The following is a 19,309-nucleotide window of genomic DNA, read 5'->3' as shown; positions in this document are numbered from 1 at the left end:
TTTCTATTTTAAAACATCTTTTTTAATGAATACATTAATTTGGACTATTTCTCCAGTTCTATTAAATATTTTTTTACTAATATTCTCATTTAGTGTTAAACTTTCAATTCCCACTATTTGACCCTTATTATCTATTACTTCTACTCTATTGTCACTTGCTATTTCATATACAATTGGAACTTGACAATATGTTAATGCTAACATCTGAGGTTGTAACTGAAGTTCTTTTTCATTTTTGAAAATATCTATGTAATTAAAAGTTTTGTTTTCAGATAAGAATTCGTCTTTTTTTAATAAACACGGATTAAAATTTAACTTTCCTTCTGAAACAAACACACCTAATTCACCAAAACGACATAAAACATCTTCTTTTACTTGACCAGTCATTCCTGGTTGCTGGGCTCCTTTACCTGCTGGCGTATGAGAATATGGATCCGTTGGAAAAGCACCATATAAAGTGGGCGATTTATGAACTCCAATACCAGCATTAATTTCGTAATAATGTTCTAATAATTTACCTACAAGCTCATCACTTTCACCTTCATTTATAGCTATTAAACAACTTTCCTGAACAGCTAACAATAACTTAGAAACCATGTGCCAATAAATAGAACCCAAACCTTCATAACCATAAAAAGTTCCGGATCTACCTGTAAATGCTTTGTGATTAAATACTTCTTCAAAAATTTGAAGTATAATTTCTTTTTCAGATAAAAAAACTTGAATTTTAATAGTATTTAATGCTTCAATTACATCATTTTTATTTTTAAAATTACCATTAAAATGATACTCGTTATTTATATCTTTTTCTATAATTTGAGTATTTCCTTGTTTTATTAATTGTTGAAGAAAGACTGATTTTTCTATCAATTGTTTTGGCACATTATTACGCGCAATAAATCCTTTTAACTCTTTATTTGGATACAATATATAACTGTATTGATCTTCTCTAAACAACTTACTTTGTTTCATTGCATCTAATACCTCTAAAGATTCTTTAGGAGATAAAAAACCTGAACTTAAAACAGAAACCTGGCCTTCTAACATTTCATCTAAATAGGAAATAGATACGTTCTTATTATCCTCAATAGTCATTAAGTTATATGCATGATATAAATTATCACTACGTTTATTAGCTTTTATTGAATGCTCTAAATATGCTAAACTTATTGTTACAAAGTGCTGTAATTCTTCTTTTGTAATGGTTTCTTTTCTTCCAGAAAAAGAAGTTTTATATACATTGTTTCTAAAATTACTTCCTGCTTTACCTAAACCATCTAAAACCTCTTTACGTTGTGTATTATTAACACTTCCAGAGAGTATGTTTTTGTGCTCATCAAAAGTATTTACAATATCATGGAAAAAATCTACCAACTCTTTTGAAACTTCAAAACTATTTTCTTCAGAATTATTAAATGCTTCTTTAAAAAATTGTAAAAAACGACGTAAATAATACAACGTTACCATTGATACTCCATTACCAACCAAGGCATTGTTAGCATCGTTCCATTCCGGACGTTGCGTGTTCATCCAAATACCACCTTCAGGTATAAAATTTGATAATTTAGCTAAGGTTGTTGCTAATATCTTTTCAATAAAATTAACTTTAACAATAAACCTATTTTCATCTCTTAATAAAGCTCCGTCTGCACCTAATTCTTCTCGTTCTTGACGAATTTTATGGTCTAATTCTTTATCAAACTCAATTGTATCTTTAGGATTCTTTAATAAATCTTGATACTGTTTGATTTTATAAGGAACATTTGCATACACAAACAAATCCTTAGTAAAAAAGCTTTCTAATTTTTTAGGTTGATGTTTTTCTATAAACTCTAAAAACTTTAGTAAATAAATTATTTGATGATCTCCCCAATAACCAATATAACTCCAAGGATCTTCTGGTTCTACTGTTTCCCAATCAAAACCACCTTTGGTAACTCTGTATGGATTATAACCATCAAAAGTTGTGGCGTTTAGAAACTTATGAATCATACTTTCAATAAAATCTGGATAAGAATGCGCTAAAGCTTCCCAGTTCTGAAAAATATCTCTCCAGTTTCCTTCGTAATCTAATATTTTAGAACCATCATCATTACGTGTGTTTATAGAAAACTTGTTCCAAGGTCTACTTGGATCTCCGTGTCTTCTACTAAATTTTAATGGCATGTATTCTAAACACAAACGTCTAAAATTACTATCATCAGTGTTACTTGCTATTTCTTTTAATGTTGAAACAGTAAACTTCTCTGATAAATTATTAATTACAGTTTCGTTTGTTCTTGCTACTTTTTTGTTGGCTTTTTCTATGTAGTTTTTAAAATCCCATTTTTCTACAGTGTAATTATCATCAAAAATTCCACCTCGCATTATATTAAATAATGTGTTTGAAAAATGACGTGTATCTCTAAAATTATCCGCAGTTAACTGTAAACCATCTGAGGTTGCATTTAATTTTATTAAATTTTGAGTACCTAAAGCAACATTATCATTTACCTTTTTAGCTAATTGATTATCATTTATAATAGCGTTTGATAGTGCTGAAACTCCAGAATGAGTTTGATTTACATTGGCAACAAACATCCATTGTTTTGTTTCTTTTGAAGCTAACGTTACTTCTTTATTAATAAAGTAAGCTCCTTTTTCTGCTTTAACATCAACTTCTTGATGTATTGGTATTTTTTTTCTGAAGTTTTTTAGTTGTAATGATGATAATAAATATTTAGGATTTTCTAAGCCTAAAGACCAAACAACGTTTGTTTTTAATGCTTCACTTGGTTCTGCTTTATCAACAATAATTGCACTTAAAGCAAACAAACCAAGACCCGTTTTTTCTTCTAACTCACTTCGTTTATAGGCATCTACAAGATTACTACTAGCATTTTGTAAATCGCTACCTACACCATAAGGTAAAATATTTTGAATCCCATCAAGTATATTTACGTTTACTGTAGCGTTTGAATTGTTGCTTAATTTACTTTTTCTTACAAAGCCATACTCATTACTTGAACTCCATTCATATTGAAAAGTAAGTTCTAAATCGTGATTTATTTCTTCAAACACTACTTTGTTTCCATAGGTGTTTTTATACAAGTTTCTTGTAGTTTCAAAACGTCCTTCGAAACGTTCAGAAAAAGGCTCCCAAACATGAACTTCACCATCTTTTTCTACTTGAAAAATAGATTTACTTCCTGTAATATCGGCAGATTCTGTAATTTTATCATCTGTATAATAAGGAAATAATGCAGATTGTGCATTTTGTCTACCAGCTGTTAAACCTCCGTTACTAGAAATAAACAACCAATGATTTGAGTCGCTTACGATACTCATAAAAAACGGACGCATTTCATCATTGTTAGATATCTTAAAAAAAGATTCTCCGTCTATTTGAACTTCCGTTATGTTAACTTCTTTATTTTTGGTTAAAGTTTCAATCATTTTGTTACTCTTCTTATTTATTTACAGCCTCAGCCATATTTATATTTTTAAAATACTCGTTTATTGAAGTTTGATTTGCATCATCTGCATATGGATAAAATTGATGTACCTCTTTTAAAACATAATACGCAACTCTTGGTTTTAATGAGTATAGACCTTCTTTATTTGTTTGTCCTTTTTCACAAATCCCAAACCATTCTTCATTCATATTATTAACTTCAGGTAAAAAATCTTTTGCATACCCTTTATTAGCCCAAGATGCATTTGTATCATGAACATTTAGATTTTTGGTTTGTCCATATTTCCACCAACCATCACTAAATTGAAAAGTAAAACCACCTATACAATTTTCTGAATTCCCTAAACCTGCTGCATTTTCATAAATTTCTTTCCAATTTCCTTTAAGATAATATGCCTGATCTTCTTCATCTTCTGTTTTATTTAGAGCGTTAAAAGCATCTGCCCCAAACTCTGTAAATAATATTGGTTTATTTAGTTGCTTTTTAACCTCTTCAAAAGCATCTCTAAAAGAAATACCTCTATATACATTTGTTCCAAAAACATCTACATCTTTACATTCTTTTGCTATAATATCTATAAACATTAAATCTCCATTACACATTGCAACTGGATGATTTTTGTCAATTGTTTTCATCTCAATAGCAGCTTTGTTAAATAGCTTATATAAAGCTGTAGCTAACTTCTCTGAAGTTTTATCCTCTGATGGTATATTTTTTGTTTCAGCACCTTCCCAAAAAAGCCCGTAGTTATTTTCATTACCTAATAAATACATTAATAAACCAGGTGTATTCTTATAATTATTTGCTAATTCTTTTACTTCGGATACAAGTAACTTCTCTACTCTAGAATCACCATACTGGGTATTTTCCATAAGTTTACCATCAATTGTAAGTCCATAACGCCCAAATGAATGGTTAAGCATCGTATAAATACCGTAATTTTTATAAATGTATTTTATCCATTTGGGAGGAACTCCAGTATATTGACGAATAGCATTTACGCCCATTTCTTTCAGTAAACTCATTTCTGAATCTAGCGCTTTTTTTATGGTTTCATCAGATTGATTCCAAAGACTGTATTCATAATTAGTACCTATTGGAAAATAATCCCAATTCATTCCATTTATAAAAAAATCTTTATTATTAACTTTTAGTTTAAACCCTCTTTTAGTTTCTTCAATAAAAATTTTATCTGTTGAAGTGTTACAAGCACCAACAATTAAAAATAGTATAAGTAATGTGTAAAAAATGCTGTTTTTCATTTTAGAAATTTATTTTTACAAGAAGTAAAAGAGGTTAATACATGAAAGAATTAACCTCATTAAACTTAATTCAAATAATTATTGGTAAACTCTTATATAATCTATTTCCATGGTAGATTGAGAAAAACTACTGTCTATACTTCCTCCAAAACTTCCACCCATAGCTACATTTAAGATGAAAAAGAAGTTATGATTAAAAGGTACGTTTGAAGAATTGTTAAAAGAATGAAATTCTACATCATCAACAAAGAATTTTATTGATTCGTTAGTCCATTCTGTTTTATAAACATGAAATTGAGAACTAACATTAGCTATTGTTGTTGAGTTTCCATTTCCATTACCACCAGAATTACCTGGATAATGTAAAGTTCCATGTATTTTATTTTGATCGTTTCCAACATGTTCCATAATATCTACTTCTCCACAAGCTGGCCAACCAACTGAAGTAAAATTAGAACCTAGCATCCAAACTGCTGGCCAAGTTCCACCTCCTTCCGGTAGTTTTGCTCTAACTTCTACAACACCATATTTAAAATCAAATTTACCTAGAGTTTGCAACCTTGTAGAAGTATACTCCGCTCCTTGGTAATTTTCTTTTTTTGCTGTAATTTTTAAAAATCCGTCTTCTACTATTACATTATCTGATCTATCAGTATAATATTGAGACTCTCCATTACCCCAACCGTTATTACCTCTTCCAATATCATAACCCCATTTAGATGTATCTGGTGCTCCATCGGTATTAAACTCATCTGACCAAATAAGTGATAAACCAGACTGATTAACATACACATTTACAGATTTGAAATCTCCTATTGAATTTCCTGTACTAGAAGTTGCAAATACTTTTATAGTATAAGAATTTGTACCATCTTGAGTATACGTATGTGATGCGTTTCCGGAAGTATTACTAACTTGATTACCGTCACCAAATTCAATTTTATAACTTTCTGTGTTTGAAGCAGAAGCTGTTACATTAATTTCTCCTGAACCATTTCCATTTGGATTTGCAGTGTTTTGACCAACAACAGTAATATTAATTACAAGATTACTTGGAATAACATCCTGACTTCCTGTTGGTAAAGAATCATCTCCTACACCTGAGCATGAGGAGATAATACTGACCAAAAATATAATTATTAATAACTGAAATTCTTTTATTATAAAGTTTTTCATGTTTTTTAATTACTTGTTATTATAAACCACCAATCAAAATCACTAGCAGCATCTGTAGTTTTTATAACCATTTCATTAGGATTATCTCTATTAAAAATTTGGTAAGAATGATTTCCACCAGTATAATAACCTAAAAAAGCAAGACCCGTTAAATTAATTGTTTCTGTACCTCCTGGTGCAGTAATAGACCAATTTGCAGCAATGTCTCCATAAGGATAGTTTTCAATATCAGCACCATTAACATTACCTGTAGTGTTTGGACCTAGATCATTAACTATATGAGGATCTCTACCGAAAATTGTTCCGTTAGTTATGTGCATAAATGTACCATCAGCATTAAAAATATAAGCATCATCGTATATTCCTAAACCATCTTTTTCATTTGGTCCAGCTCCATACCATTCTACTGGAGTAGTTCCTCCAACAGGTCCTAAACCAAAATGTCCAGGTACTTCTGCTTTTATTCTCCAAGTTCTAGAACCTGAACCAACTAATTTATCTAATAAATCTGCTGGCGGAGAATATGTTGATAAAACTTGTACTTGTATCGTTTTACTCGCTGAAATTCCTCCTGTACCAGAAACAACAACGTTTACAGTGTAGGTGTTTAATCCTAAATCACTAAAACTAATTGATTGTTTACCCGATAATGATAAATGTTCAACTCCATTAGGATCAACATATTTGTAAGAAATAGCATTATTTGCCGTTGTCGTAAAATTAACCACACCACTTCCGTCTCCGTCAGGGTTTGCTGCATCTTGACCAACAATTTCTGCTGTTATTTCTATATTCGATGGAGTAATAATATCTCCAAACTCGTAGTCGTTTTCTTGACAACTATTAAATGCTAATATTAAAGATAATATTAAAACATATATATATTTAGTATTCTTCATAATTATCTGTTTTTATATCTTAATTAGTTAAAGTAAATTCATCATAATAATAAGTAGAACCATCTCCTTCAACACCAAAATCAAAGAATATTACAATTCTATCATAATTAAATGCTGGTGCAGAAGATATATCAAAACTTAATTCTTCCCAAGCATTTGTTGTAGATGTAGTTGCATCTACTTCAAGGAACTGGGTATTATCTGCAGAGTTTTCTATTTTAAAACGTACAGTTGCTCCTGCTTTTGGAGACCATGTTTTAATAGTTATCTTGCTATGAGCACTTAAATCTAAAGGAGCAGCAACATCAAAGAAACTACCTGCCCAAGTTTGAGCTCCAGATGGTTTAACAAATTCTCCTACATTGGCAGTTGTATTTAAACCACTTACATCTGGACTTGTAATTACACCAGTTACAGCATCTCCAAAAGCTGTAAATGTTGGTGCAGCTCCTTCAAAATCTTGGAAAACAATTGGAGCAATTGCTCCTGAATCATTTATTAAATTAATTTCATCATAATAATATGTTGAACCGTCTCCTGAGACTCCAAAGTCAAAGAAAATAACCAATCTATCAAATGTAAAACTTTGATTTGCTGTAGTAATATCAAAAGTTAATTCTTCCCAAGCATTTGTTACAGTTGTAGTAGCGTCTACTTCTAAAAACTGTGTATTATCTGCAGAGTTTTCTATTTTAAAACGTACAGTTGCTCCTGCTTTCGGTGACCATGTTTTAACAGAAATTTTATTAAAATTTACTACATCTAATGGCGTTGAAATATCAAAAAATGAACCCGCCCAAGTTTGTGCTCCTGATGGTTTTACAAATTCAGCAGTATTTGCTGTTGTATTTAAACCTGATTGATCTGGGTTACTAACTACTACTGTTGAAGCATCTCCAAAAGCTGTAAATGCTGGTGCAGCTCCTTCAAAATCTTGAATACCTGATGTAACTACACTTGATGGTGCTTTATAGAAATAAATGTTATCAATAAAAACAGTTCCTGCTGCCCAAGGATCTCCAACAAATTTTAATTGGTGAATATCTGCAACCGTTAAACCTTGATCAGTAAATGCAGAGATTGGAATATCAATACTTGTCCACTCATTTGCTGTTAAATCAGACCAAACTGGTTTTTCTCCGTTTGTAGCACTTATTAATGAAGTTTCTATCCTAGAAACGTCTTTTGTCCATACATCTAAATGTACAAACTCCATACCACTAACATCTTGTGGCGAACCAAAAGCAATACCTTGGTAACTTAAGTTTGTGTATTGTAACATATTGTCACCGTTTACATCAAAAGGTCCCCAAGCACTTCCTTGACCAGCTTGTCCCCAATCTGGAAAAGTATTTGTACCAGCCACATTTGTGTATACGTCACTAAAGATAGAAATAACATCTGTATCATTTCTAGTTGGTGGTATAGCAGCTGATGCTACTGGTGCTGAAATTTCAGTAACTTCAAAATCTTCTGTGTGTTGAGTTGTTGCAATTGCACCACCTTTAGCTTCTACAACTATTGTATAAGTTCCAGGGTCTTGATATTGGTAAGAGATTGTTTCTCCAATATTTCCTGTTACTGGTGTATTTGTAGCATCTCCAGGAAAGAAATCAAAAGTTGTTGCAAAATCTGCATTTGCTGTTACATTTACCTGCTTAGATATTGCAGCATCATTTTCAATTACAACTACTAAATTTTGAGGTGCTTGAAATGAAACTACTAATTGTTGTGTGTGTTCAACTGTATCTCCATTTAAGTTATATGCTATAATTTTAACATCATAAGTTCCTTCTGCATAAGTATGCTCTACACTTTGTCCTTGAGGTAGACTTTCTGGATCTGGAGTTGAATCTCCAAAATAAACATCAAAAGATGTAGCTCCATCTGCTGTTGGTGTTATAGTTACTAGACCTGTATTGTCTTGCGTAATAGTATAACTTGCAGAAATATTAGACGGTGGTGCTATAGTATTTAAAAAATCTAGCACTCTATCATCTGCACAAGCACTAACTATAATAAGTATTATAAGTGCTGTATAAAGGTTTTTTATTTTTTTCATATTATACTTGTTTTTAGTATCCAGGGTTTTGATCCCATCTATTACCAGTTAATTGAATTTCTATTAAAGGAATTGGAAACAATTCATTTTTACCAGCCATAAAACCTGGTATTTTTTGAGCCGCTTCTCCAGTTCTTACTAAATCGAAAAAACGATGTCCTTCACCTAATAATTCTACTCTACGTTCTGTTAAAATATCTTCTGTTAAAGAAGAACCTGTAGAAGTAATATTATGATTCATATCTCCAAATGCTCTTTGTCTAACTAAGTTTAGGTAAGCTTGAGCTTTTCCATCATTAGCAGTTGGTTTTCTATTAAAAGCTTCAGCTGCCATTAATAATACATCTGCATAACGTATAGCTCTATAGTTATTTGGATTTGTTAAATTCCTGTCACCAGCTGCAGTATCTGTACGCTTTCTTGGTATATATTTCCTGTTGAAATACCCTGTATGTTCATAACCTGTTCCATAAGTTATACCTGTTTGTGTTGCCCAAGCTTCAATGTCTAAAATTGCAACATCTTTTCTTGTATCATCTGCTTCAAAAGCATCTACTGCTTCTTGGACTGGTACGTTAAAACTAAACCCAGAAGAAAAGATGTCTCCTTCAGTTCCTGGAGTTGCTACATAGGCTCTTACACCACTAAAACCTACAGCTACATTACCTTCACTACACTGTAAGCAATTAAAACTTGCTCCTTGATCATCATTATACTGAACTTCAAAAACTGACTCGCTATTGTTTTCATCATCATGTTCAAAAATATCTGTGTATAATGGAGATAAACTATAAGGTCCTGTTGTTATAAGAGTTTCTAATATAGCTGAAGCTTCATCAAACTTATCTTGATATAAATAAATTTTACCTAATAATGCTTGTGCTGCTCCTTTAGTTGCTAAACCAGTTATAGCTTGTACTGCTGGTAAATTATCCGCTGCATAAATTAAATCTAACTCTAACTGTGCATAGATTTCTGCTTTTGGTGTTCTATCAATATCAAATTGCTCACCAAATTGAATTCTTTTATCTACAGCTAAAGGAACATCTCCAAACCATTTTACTAATTCAAAATAGTAATATGCTCTTAAAAAACGCGCATGTGCTAATACCTCTTCTTTTCCTGTAAAATCTGTTTTATCTTGAAATTCTAAGATATAATTTGCTCTGTTAACTCCAGAAAACATCCAGCCCCAAATAGCTCTTAATTGCTGATTAGAAGAAGTATGTGTCATATCATCTACTTGTTGAAACCCAATTACATCAGTAGCGTTTTCACCTCCACAAAGTGTATTATCTGAAGCTATTTCGCCTAATAAGACATTTTGATATGTAGCTTGTAATAAATCGTAAGCACCAACTACGGCATTTCTGTAATCTTCTTCTGTATTAAAAAAATCTTCTGAATTTGGATCTAAAGATTTTACGTCAACAAAATCATCACTACAAGATATATTTACACTAATTAATAGTATAAAACTGAATAAGTATTGTATATGTATTTTTTTCATCATTTTATATATTAAAAATTAACATTTAAACCAAATAAAAATGTTTTTGGTGTTGGATAGAAACCTTGATCTATACCTGCTCCTATTGGAGAAGATACATTTGGATTTTCTGGAGTTGGAACACCACCACTTGCTGCTGGATCATATCCTCTGTATTTAGTAAGTGTTACTAAATTATTAGCAGATATATACAATCTTAATTTATCTATACCAGATTTACCAAATTTACTTGGATCAAAGCTATAACCAACTTGTACATTTTGTAATCTTACAAAAGAACCATCTTCTACATAAAAGTCTGAAAACAGCGTATTACCATTTGCACCAGTTGTTACTCTTGGAGATGTGTTACTTGTTCCTAGACCTGTCCATCTATCTAAATACCATACAGGTCTATTAGTTAACGTTAAATTTCTTTCGTAATTTCTAACTATTTCATTACCTAAAGAAGCAAATGCATAAGCAGAAAAATCTAAGTTTTTATAATTCAATGTTAAATTTAACCCCATATTAAGGTCTGCAATTGGGTCTCCAATATAAGTTCTATCATCAAGATCAATTTTACCGTCTTCATTGGTGTCAACAAATCTTAAATCTCCTGGATTTGCATTTGTTTGTGTTGAATGTGCATCAACCTCTGCTTGTGTTTGAAAAACACCATTTGTTTGGTATCCATAAAAATAACCAATTGGAAAACCAGCTTCCATTCTTGATGGTGCTTCTTGACCTACACCAAAAGAACCTCCTTCTACAAAAGAATTTTCTCCATTTACTAAAAGTACTTTATTATCTAATGTTGTAAAGTTGTAGTTTATTCCAAAATTAAAGTCTTCAGAAATTTTTTGTTTATAACCTATTGAAAACTCAAATCCTTTATTTTCTACTGTACCAGCATTTACAACTGGTAAACCAGAACCTGGAGCAGAAACTCCTAAAATTCCTGAAACTTGAGGGTTTACTAATAAATCTTCTGTGGTTTTCTTAAAATAATCTACTGTTATTTCAAACTTATCAAATAAGGTAATATCTAAACCAATATCTAAAGGTTTTTGTTTTTCCCAACGTACTTCAGGATTAGATAATACACCTGCCGCAACACCTGTAACAATTTCATCATCAAAAACATATTGACCTTGTCCGTTTAACAAAGAAGTAAATGCAAATGCAGGAATTCTATCATTTCCAATAATACCATAACTAGCTCTTAATTTTAAAAAATTAATTACATCAGAATCTTCTAAAAACGATTCCTTAGAAACCACCCAACCTATAGAGGCTGAAGGGAAGAAACCAAATTTATTTACGGGTCCAAATTTAGAAGAACCATCTCTTCTTAATACTGCTGAAATTAAATATTTACCATCATAACCATATTGTAGTCTTGAAAAATATGAAAGTAATCTATCTCCATCTACAACATCTACTGTATTATTTATTAGATTATAATCTTCAAACCTATCTCCTCCATTTATGTCAGAATTTAAATTTCCTTTAATAAAATCGAATCCTTGTTGATTAGCAATATTGTGTGTTTGTGCTTTTGAAACAGAAGTACCTAATAAAACTTTAACATCATGCACATCATTAAATTTCTTTTCGTATTTAACATATGCGTCAAAAATATAATCTTCGTACCCTTGTTCAAAGTTTGTTAAGCTGTTATTTAATCGATCAAATACTGTAGAACTTACACCAAATTCATTTATACCAAAATAACTTCTTGAATTAACTGTTGCGTAATTATACTGCATTTTTGCACTTGCACTAAAACCATCTAAAAAACTATATGTTAACCCTAATGTTGGGGCAATTTTATGAACAGTTGTCTTATTAAAGGTCGTTGCCATTTGTGCTAATGGATTAATTACCTCTTGTCCAAAACCACTTGCTGGTGTTAAAGTATAGTTACCACTTCCGTCTGTAGGTGTTAAGTTTGGTGCAAAATTTAATGCATTAAATAATACAGAGCCTAAAACATTTTCAGGCAAACCTTTATTATGAGTATTCGTATAAATAACAGAAGATGTTAATTTTAAATTATCTAAAATATCCGCATTAACATTTAACTTAGCAGTTAATCGGTTAAAGTTTGATTTATCTAAACCTACAATACCATCTTGATCTAAATATGATGCTGAAAAATTATATGCAACATTCTCGGTTCCTTTACTTACACTTATATCTGCACTTGACATAACTGCTGTTTGAAATACTTGATCTTGCCAATCAGTACCTTTTCCTAAATTAGATACATTTAAAAATGGTAATGCAGCTCCATTTGCAGCATGTGCTTCATTAGCTAATAAGGCATATTCGGTAGCATTTAACATTGGGATTTCTCTTGATGTCTTTTGAATACCTGAATATGAATTAAAACTAATTTTATAATCTGATTTTTTTCTACCAGACTTAGTTGTAATTAAAATTACACCATTTGCGGCTTGTACACCATAAATACCAGCTGTTGCATCTTTTAATACATTAATAGACTCAATATCTGAAGGATTAATTGTACTTAAATCTTCAATTCTATTACCATCTACCAATATTAACGGATTACTATTACCGTTTGTAGAAACACCTCTAATTCTAATATTAGAAGTAGCTCCTGGAGAACCAGAAGTTGATGTAATATTTACACCTGCAACTTGACCTTGTAGTGCTTGCTCTACTCTAACCGGTTTTAATTTTTCTATAGACTCACTAGAAACTACAGCTATTGCACCTGTAACTTCTTTTTTTCGTTGTGTACCGTAACCGATAACTACAACTTCATCTAATTGTTCTGCACTTTCTTGTAAAGCAACATTTATTCTTGAACTTGTAACAACAACTTCTTTAGTTTCTGAACCAATAGCACTAAATATTAATGTTGCTCCATTACTAATGTTTGATAAACTGTATTTTCCGTCAAAATCAGTTTCTGTTCCTCTTGCCGTATTTTTTACAACGACACTAACTCCTGGTAGAGTTTCTCCTGAAGAAGCCTGAGTAACAATTCCACTAACATTTAATGTTTGTGAAAATGTAATAACTGAAAATAAACTAAAGACAATTAATGGAATGAGTTTTCTCATATAATTATAGTTTTTAAATATTTCGTTAAAAGTAGTGCAGTAATATGAGATATCAGCAAAAAAACACACTACAAAAAGTATACATCGTAATTTTTTATTGCTTTTATTAAAAACCCCTTATTTAACAAGGGATTGAAATATTCATTTTAAACAAAAAAAAGACAATGTTGTGGTATTGTATAGCTATAAAAGCAAAGTGTTGTAGTTTCTATATCTCTAAAATATAGTTTGTTAAGTTAGTTTCGTGCGGTAAATTCATTTTTTTACGTAAACGGTACCTTTTTATTTCTACGCTCCTTGGAGAAATATTTAACAATGGCGCTATTTCTTTTGAAGATAAATTAAGTCTTAAATATGCACATAAACGCAAATCATTAGGAGTTAAAACAGTGTGCTTCAATTTTATCTTCTTTATAAAATCTTTATCTGCATTATTAAAAGCTTCTTTAAACAATTGCCAATCGTCTGTATTATTTAAGTTATTATCTATAATTTTAATTACATTCTTACTAGCAGTTTCTCCAGCTATCGTAAGCTCTTTCTTTATAGAGTTTAAGAATTCGTTCTTTTTAATAATACTCATTGTAGAACTAGCTAATTCTCTATTTTTACTTTCAATATCTGCTCTTAACTTATCATTTCTAATACGCATTAATTGTTTCTCGTTCTCTAAAGTTGTTAACTCAAACTCTTTTTGCTTACTTTTTAAAACTTCTTCTTGTTGTTTTTTATAATAACTTGTGTACATAGTATGTATTATGTAGTATAAAACAATAAGTGATAAACAATAAATAATAAACATAAGGTTACTAAGGTACCAAGGCTTTTTAATAGAAAACTTGTAGGTTGCGACCTTAGAACTTAACTTATCAGCAATTTTAGATCTTGTAGTAAAAGTATAATCACCATATTTTAAATTTTCGAATAAAACATTAGTCTTTCTACTCCAATTACTCCAAATATTATTTTGCCCCTCTAATTTGTATTGATATAAAACTTCTTTAAACTTACTGTATACTGGCGTTGCATATGAAATTTCTACATTATTAATATTATTTTCTAAACTAGCAGATATCTTTAAATTTAATTTCTTTTGTATGTTATTTAATGAATATGCTTTAATGGAAGTAATTTTTATTGGAAAATTCTTAATTTCTTCATTCTTATCTTCATTTAAAATTATATAACCTTTAGAAATACCAATTAAGTATTTATTATTTTTCAAAAAAGATATATTTTCATATCCTGTAGCCCCTTTGCGAAGATTTTCTGACAAAAAATTATATTTTATCGTGGGTTTAGAGCTCAATTTTCCTGGAGCAGAATAGTTTATTCCATTTTTAGTAAATGCCCATAGTTTATTAAATTCTTTAGCTACTATTAATTTCCCAGAAGTATAATTTTTTTCTAAAAAAAGAGCACTTAAAATAGTATCTTTTTTAAACTCATTTAAAACTTCATCATACTTAAAAACACCTTTTTTATTAGCATATAATATTTCATCTTTATATTTAACAATACCAGAGTGAATTCCTTTTTGCGCAGTAGTGTCTTTTACTACTGTTTTTACTTTTCTATAAGAGCTATCTACATTTAATTTAAACACTCCTTTATACTCATGGTTTACAAAAATCATATTAGAATCTAACAACTCAAAATACCTACTAGAGTTATCAAATCCTTCAATTTTATTTTTATACTTCCATACATTATTTTGTTTTGTTAATATATGTAAGCCTTTATAATTTCCTTGTATCAAGGTACCTTTATTTATCTTTTTTATATCCCAGGTTCCTTGTATGTTAGAAATTTTATCTGCTTTATTATTATCTTGAATAATAAATGTTCCTGTATTATGTCCACAAAACAATTGTCCTTCAATTTCTTTTATACACCAAACTTGTCCTTGTGTGTTTTTTATAAAAGTAAAATTATCTTGTGACTCGTATTCTTTATAGAACAAACCTTGATTAGTACCTAAATAGAGTTTATTATTAAATAATATTGAAGCATAAACAGTACCAATATCTCCATCTATATCTTTATAAATTTTTAAAGGAGAACTTACATCTACACAATCTATTCCGTTATCTAAGCCCAACCAAACATTTCCTTCTACATCTTCAAAAAGTGATAAAATAGTATTGTTGTTTAATCCGTTTTTTTGATTAATCTCATATTTAAAATCGCCTTCACTTGTAAGATAAATAAAGCCGTTAGAGATAGTACCTAATGCAAAATCTTTGTTTGATAGCTGAATACCGCTATAAATAGTTTTACCTAGAATTCTTTTTTTAGAAGGAATATTCCAAGGGATTACTTTGTTTTTATCTAAAAGATAAAAACCTTTATTTTCTGTTAAAAATAGTAATTGATTTCCTTTTTTAAATATTGAAACAATATTACCATTTTTAAAAATCTTATCATCAGACAATAATTTAGCACCTCCTTTTTCAATCTTAAAAACACCTTTGTTTATTTGTTGAAAATATATAGTATCATCAACTTTTAACATTTTTGTTATAGTAGTATTTGATTTTATAACTTTAAACTCCTTTGTATTTAGGTTATATAAATAAATTCTTTGTAAGGATTGAAATAAAATCCAGTCTTCAACTTGTATAATACTCCAAAACTGCTCATCTTCTAATAAAGGAATTGTACTTTTTTCAGCTATTGAAGTATATTTTAGAGAACCAAATTCATTTTTTTGCCAATAACCAAAATCCATATAAAAACCTGTAAAGATTTTATCTTTATAAACCTTAACAGAACGCATTATGGTTTCATTTGGAGTTGGATACAATTGCCAATTTGCTCCGTTAAACTCTAATAAACCTTTATTGTTTGCAGCATAAATATACCCCTCTTTAGATTGAGAAATTCCCCAATTTTGGGTTTCTCCATTATAATCTACAGGAGTATAATTATTAATAGGAGGTAATTCTTGTGCATTAGAAACCAATATTCCTAAATGCAAAAAGACATAAATAAGTTTTTTAAAAAGTTTCAACGATAAAATAAGTGTGGATTATAATTACAATAATACAAATTATTATCTCAATAATTTTAGAGTAGCTTTAAGTAATTTGAACATTGAAATATAAATTTATTTTACAAGTTTATATCGTATAAGAAAAATACTTTTTACCGGACATTCTGAAATTAATCTTAAACGTATTTTTGCTTTTTTATCGAATATTTCTTTTCCTGAAGTTGATTTATTAATTTTAGACGTAGCTCACAAACAATCATTGGGTGTATAAAAATGCGCTTTAAAAAAGCAATTCTCTTAACGTTAAAATTCCTTAATTTCTTTTTCAATTGAAGTAATTATATGCTCAGGAATATTTAATTCTTTTGCAAACAAACTCCATTTAGGAATTAAACTTTGCACTTCCTTTATAATACCTCTTGGGTTTTTAACCGAAAAAGTATCTGCTAATGCTAATAAGTCTTTTAAAGTAATTTCTGTACGTTTACCATTAATAGAAAGTGCTCTTGAAGTTGTTTTAAAAGTAAATAAAGGGTTTAAAGCATAGGTTAAATCGTAAGCTGGCCCTAAATTCCAACTATTACTTTCTTTATTATAAATAAAACTATGATTTTTTAAATGATCATCTACATTTCTAAAAATAAGATTAAACACCATACGTTTAAAAAGTTGTTGTAAATCTTTATGAGACACCTCTAAACCTAAAGCTACTTTAAAAACATTCTCATAAGACGAGTTTTCTGGTTGACTTTTAAAATCCCAACCTGTTAAACCAGTTACAGTTAAAACGTGTTGTTTTTCTCCATTTTGTCTATCATATCTCAATGTTGCAAAATGTTTATCATCTATTAATTTAGAAGGCATCATATCTACACCTGCTTCTTTTGCTAAAAGATAATAAGCATATTCCACTTTTTCTTTGTTATAGCCATCACTATCATCAATATGTAGTTTTACTAAATAATGATTATAATCTTCACTAATTTCTCTATCTCCAGCAATTATTTCTCCTGTTTGTTTGTGTTCAGAAATTAAAATTTTAGGGCGCGCTCCTCCTGCCGATGTTCCTATTTTAAAAATGTTTAACAAGGCTAATTCACTTAAATCTTCTCCTTTAGTATCTTTTTTAAGCTTTAATACTTTTTCTAAAATAGTAATAACTTCATCTATATTAACTTTAGAAGTATTTGGTAATTCTTTTATAGGTTTATATTCCAACGCACCCATTCCACGATCTGCAACATAAGCCAATTGCTCTAGTGGTGTAACTTTAGTAATACCTCTTGCAGTTAACCATTCTTGAAATATAATATTACCAAAAGTGTCAGGTAACGAATCTGCTATCATAGGTGGTAATCCTTGAAAAGTATCAATTTTAAATTCTGAAAAAACCTGTACTGGTTTTGTTCTTTTAAAAATAAAAGGAAACAAATTTAAATATTTATTTGATTCTAAAAATTCAGGATTATATTGGAAAAATGATTTTCCTTGGTCTAAATCATATCCTAATTTACCTATTTCTTCACCAAAGACAACGATATCTATTATTTTATCTCTTGCCATAATTAGTATAATGAAATGTTATTTTCATCTTCAATTATTTTATCTATTCCTTTTTTTAGAGGCTTTAATAAATCAAAATGATTGGCTATTTTTAAAACAGTATCGAGTGTTGCGTTCTTACCATTCTCAAATTTTTGAATCGTATATCTGGATAAACCAATGGCTTCTCCAAGATCTTCTTGAGACATATCGTAACTTTGTCTTTTACTTTTACAAAGTACTCCTAGCTTTAGCTTCACGTCCTTAACAGTAATAGAATTAATCATATTTTGTTTATTATAATACACAAATATAACTAAAATTAAATAAATGTTTATTATAATAAACACAAAATGACTAACACTTAAGAAATGAATGTTTTTAAATTACAAAGAAAGAAGTAATTCTTATCAAATGACTTTTAACAATAAGTTATTGAAAATAAAATCTAAGTTTCATCTTCTTTTACTCGACAAAATCAACCAAAAGAAGATAAAACACTACTCCACTACTCCACCTATACCATCTACAAACCCTTTAAATTAAAGGGTTGCTACATATTGTATTGGGAATTAGATTAAGTCTTTAATAATCAAAAAAAAATGACAGTTCAAGATTTAATAGGTGAATTTCAAATAATCGGAAGTAACCAAAATGAAGATGAGAAAACCTACAAAGGAACTTTGTCTTTAACTTTGGATGAAAATAACAGAATTATTGCAAAATGGCTGATAAACAAAAGTCAACAACAATTTGGAACAGGTTTTTTTAAAGATAATATTTTAGTCATTAACTTTAATTATCAAGGCGATGAAAACAGCATTTATAAAGGCGTGGTTGTTTATAGATGTATTTCTAAAGATATCTTAGACGGTTTTTGGTCTGAGGAATTTGGAAATCCTTTATTTCTTGGTGAAGAACGATGTTTTAGAATCAAAAAGAATGAACTAATTAATTAACTATGAAATGCCCTTGTAATCCTTCAAAATTATATGAATCTTGTTGTAAAAAAGCACACTTACAAATTAAAAGTGTAACAACACCAGAAGCTTTAATGCGCTCTAGATATAGCGCGTTTGTATTGGCTAATATTGACTATTTACAAAAAAGTCATCATAGCTCAACCAGACCTTCTAAACTTGAAAAAAAGGAAATATTAGATTGGACAAAATCTGTAGAATGGATAAAATTAGATGTTTTACAAACTACAGAAAACAACGTTGAGTTTAAAGCTTATTTTTATGAAAACGGATCTTTAAATGTTATCCATGAAAATTCCCATTTTGTGAAAGAAAATAATTTTTGGGTGTATAAAAGTGCAATATAAAATG

At 29.6% G+C, this 19,309-nt stretch carries 12 protein-coding genes; 2 read left to right on the top strand and 10 right to left on the bottom strand.

Annotated features, from left to right (window positions below; all coding sequences use genetic code 11):
• Positions 1-3: 3 nt before the first annotated feature.
• From L1S33_RS06450 to L1S33_RS06405, 10 genes are all read right to left on the bottom strand, one after another.
• Positions 4-3,435: a hypothetical protein gene (locus L1S33_RS06450; RefSeq protein ID WP_240561724.1), complete on the bottom strand. Its 3,432-nt coding sequence runs from the start codon at positions 3,433-3,435 to the stop codon at positions 4-6.
• Positions 3,436-3,448: 13 nt separating this feature from the next.
• Positions 3,449-4,717, bottom strand: a complete 1,269-nt coding sequence (locus tag L1S33_RS06445) for a glycoside hydrolase family 2 TIM barrel-domain containing protein (RefSeq protein WP_240561723.1) — start codon at positions 4,715-4,717, stop codon at positions 3,449-3,451.
• A gap of 78 nt (positions 4,718-4,795) precedes the next feature.
• Positions 4,796-5,893, bottom strand: coding sequence for a family 16 glycosylhydrolase (locus L1S33_RS06440; RefSeq protein ID WP_240561722.1), 1,098 nt, complete (start codon positions 5,891-5,893; stop codon positions 4,796-4,798).
• A 5-nt stretch (positions 5,894-5,898) separates the two neighbouring features.
• The gene (locus tag L1S33_RS06435) at positions 5,899-6,792 is read right to left on the bottom strand and encodes a glucan endo-1,3-beta-D-glucosidase (protein WP_240561721.1); all 894 of its coding nucleotides are present in this window, start codon (positions 6,790-6,792) and stop codon (positions 5,899-5,901) included.
• A 19-nt stretch (positions 6,793-6,811) separates the two neighbouring features.
• Entirely contained in the window at positions 6,812-8,854 is a 2,043-nt protein-coding gene (locus L1S33_RS06430; RefSeq protein ID WP_240561720.1) for a hypothetical protein, read from the bottom strand.
• A gap of 13 nt (positions 8,855-8,867) precedes the next feature.
• Positions 8,868-10,364, bottom strand: a complete 1,497-nt coding sequence (locus L1S33_RS06425; protein ID WP_240561965.1) for a RagB/SusD family nutrient uptake outer membrane protein — start codon at positions 10,362-10,364, stop codon at positions 8,868-8,870.
• Between the two features lie 11 nt (positions 10,365-10,375).
• Positions 10,376-13,441 (bottom strand): SusC/RagA family TonB-linked outer membrane protein, encoded by a 3,066-nt coding sequence (locus L1S33_RS06420; RefSeq protein WP_240561719.1) that lies wholly within the window; start codon positions 13,439-13,441, stop codon positions 10,376-10,378.
• Positions 13,442-13,649: 208 nt separating this feature from the next.
• Positions 13,650-16,421 carry a helix-turn-helix and ligand-binding sensor domain-containing protein gene (locus L1S33_RS06415; protein WP_240561718.1) on the bottom strand — a complete coding sequence of 924 codons (2,772 nt, stop codon included), beginning with the start codon at positions 16,419-16,421 and terminating at the stop codon, positions 13,650-13,652.
• A 318-nt stretch (positions 16,422-16,739) separates the two neighbouring features.
• A complete protein-coding gene (locus tag L1S33_RS06410) occupies positions 16,740-17,999 on the bottom strand; it encodes a type II toxin-antitoxin system HipA family toxin (RefSeq protein ID WP_240561717.1) in 1,260 nt (419 codons plus the stop codon).
• 2 nt (positions 18,000-18,001) lie between these two features.
• On the bottom strand, positions 18,002-18,265 hold the full coding sequence (locus L1S33_RS06405; protein WP_262914342.1) for a helix-turn-helix domain-containing protein: 264 nt from the start codon (positions 18,263-18,265) through the stop codon (positions 18,002-18,004).
• 315 nt (positions 18,266-18,580) lie between these two features.
• Here L1S33_RS06405 and L1S33_RS06400 point away from each other — a divergent pair, with 315 nt between their 5' ends.
• Positions 18,581-18,937 (top strand): hypothetical protein, encoded by a 357-nt coding sequence (locus L1S33_RS06400; RefSeq protein WP_240561715.1) that lies wholly within the window; start codon positions 18,581-18,583, stop codon positions 18,935-18,937.
• 2 nt (positions 18,938-18,939) lie between these two features.
• Positions 18,940-19,305 carry a YchJ family protein gene (locus L1S33_RS06395; RefSeq protein ID WP_240561714.1) on the top strand — a complete coding sequence of 122 codons (366 nt, stop codon included), beginning with the start codon at positions 18,940-18,942 and terminating at the stop codon, positions 19,303-19,305.
• Positions 19,306-19,309: the final 4 nt, after the last annotated feature.

The organism is Tenacibaculum aquimarinum (assembly GCF_022478115.1).
GTDB classification, from domain to species: domain Bacteria; phylum Bacteroidota; class Bacteroidia; order Flavobacteriales; family Flavobacteriaceae; genus Polaribacter; species Polaribacter aquimarinum_A.
The sequence above is the reverse complement of the archived record's forward strand: the minus strand, read 5'-3'. Positions and strand labels throughout refer to the sequence as shown.

Bases quoted from the DNA above. Each gene is read 5' to 3' on its own strand.
- L1S33_RS06450 (WP_240561724.1), bottom strand. From the start codon at position 3,435: ATGATTGAAACTTTAACCAAAAATAAAGAAGTTAACATAACGGAAGTT.
- L1S33_RS06445 (WP_240561723.1), bottom strand. From the start codon at position 4,717: ATGAAAAACAGCATTTTTTACACATTACTTATACTATTTTTAATTGTT.
- L1S33_RS06440 (WP_240561722.1), bottom strand. From the start codon at position 5,893: ATGAAAAACTTTATAATAAAAGAATTTCAGTTATTAATAATTATATTT.
- L1S33_RS06435 (WP_240561721.1), bottom strand. From the start codon at position 6,792: ATGAAGAATACTAAATATATATATGTTTTAATATTATCTTTAATATTA.
- L1S33_RS06430 (WP_240561720.1), bottom strand. From the start codon at position 8,854: ATGAAAAAAATAAAAAACCTTTATACAGCACTTATAATACTTATTATA.
- L1S33_RS06425 (WP_240561965.1), bottom strand. From the start codon at position 10,364: ATGAAAAAAATACATATACAATACTTATTCAGTTTTATACTATTAATT.
- L1S33_RS06420 (WP_240561719.1), bottom strand. From the start codon at position 13,441: ATGAGAAAACTCATTCCATTAATTGTCTTTAGTTTATTTTCAGTTATT.
- L1S33_RS06410 (WP_240561717.1), bottom strand. From the start codon at position 17,999: ATGGCAAGAGATAAAATAATAGATATCGTTGTCTTTGGTGAAGAAATA.
- L1S33_RS06405 (WP_262914342.1), bottom strand. From the start codon at position 18,265: ATGATTAATTCTATTACTGTTAAGGACGTGAAGCTAAAGCTAGGAGTA.
- L1S33_RS06400 (WP_240561715.1), top strand. From the start codon at position 18,581: ATGACAGTTCAAGATTTAATAGGTGAATTTCAAATAATCGGAAGTAAC.
- L1S33_RS06395 (WP_240561714.1), top strand. From the start codon at position 18,940: ATGAAATGCCCTTGTAATCCTTCAAAATTATATGAATCTTGTTGTAAA.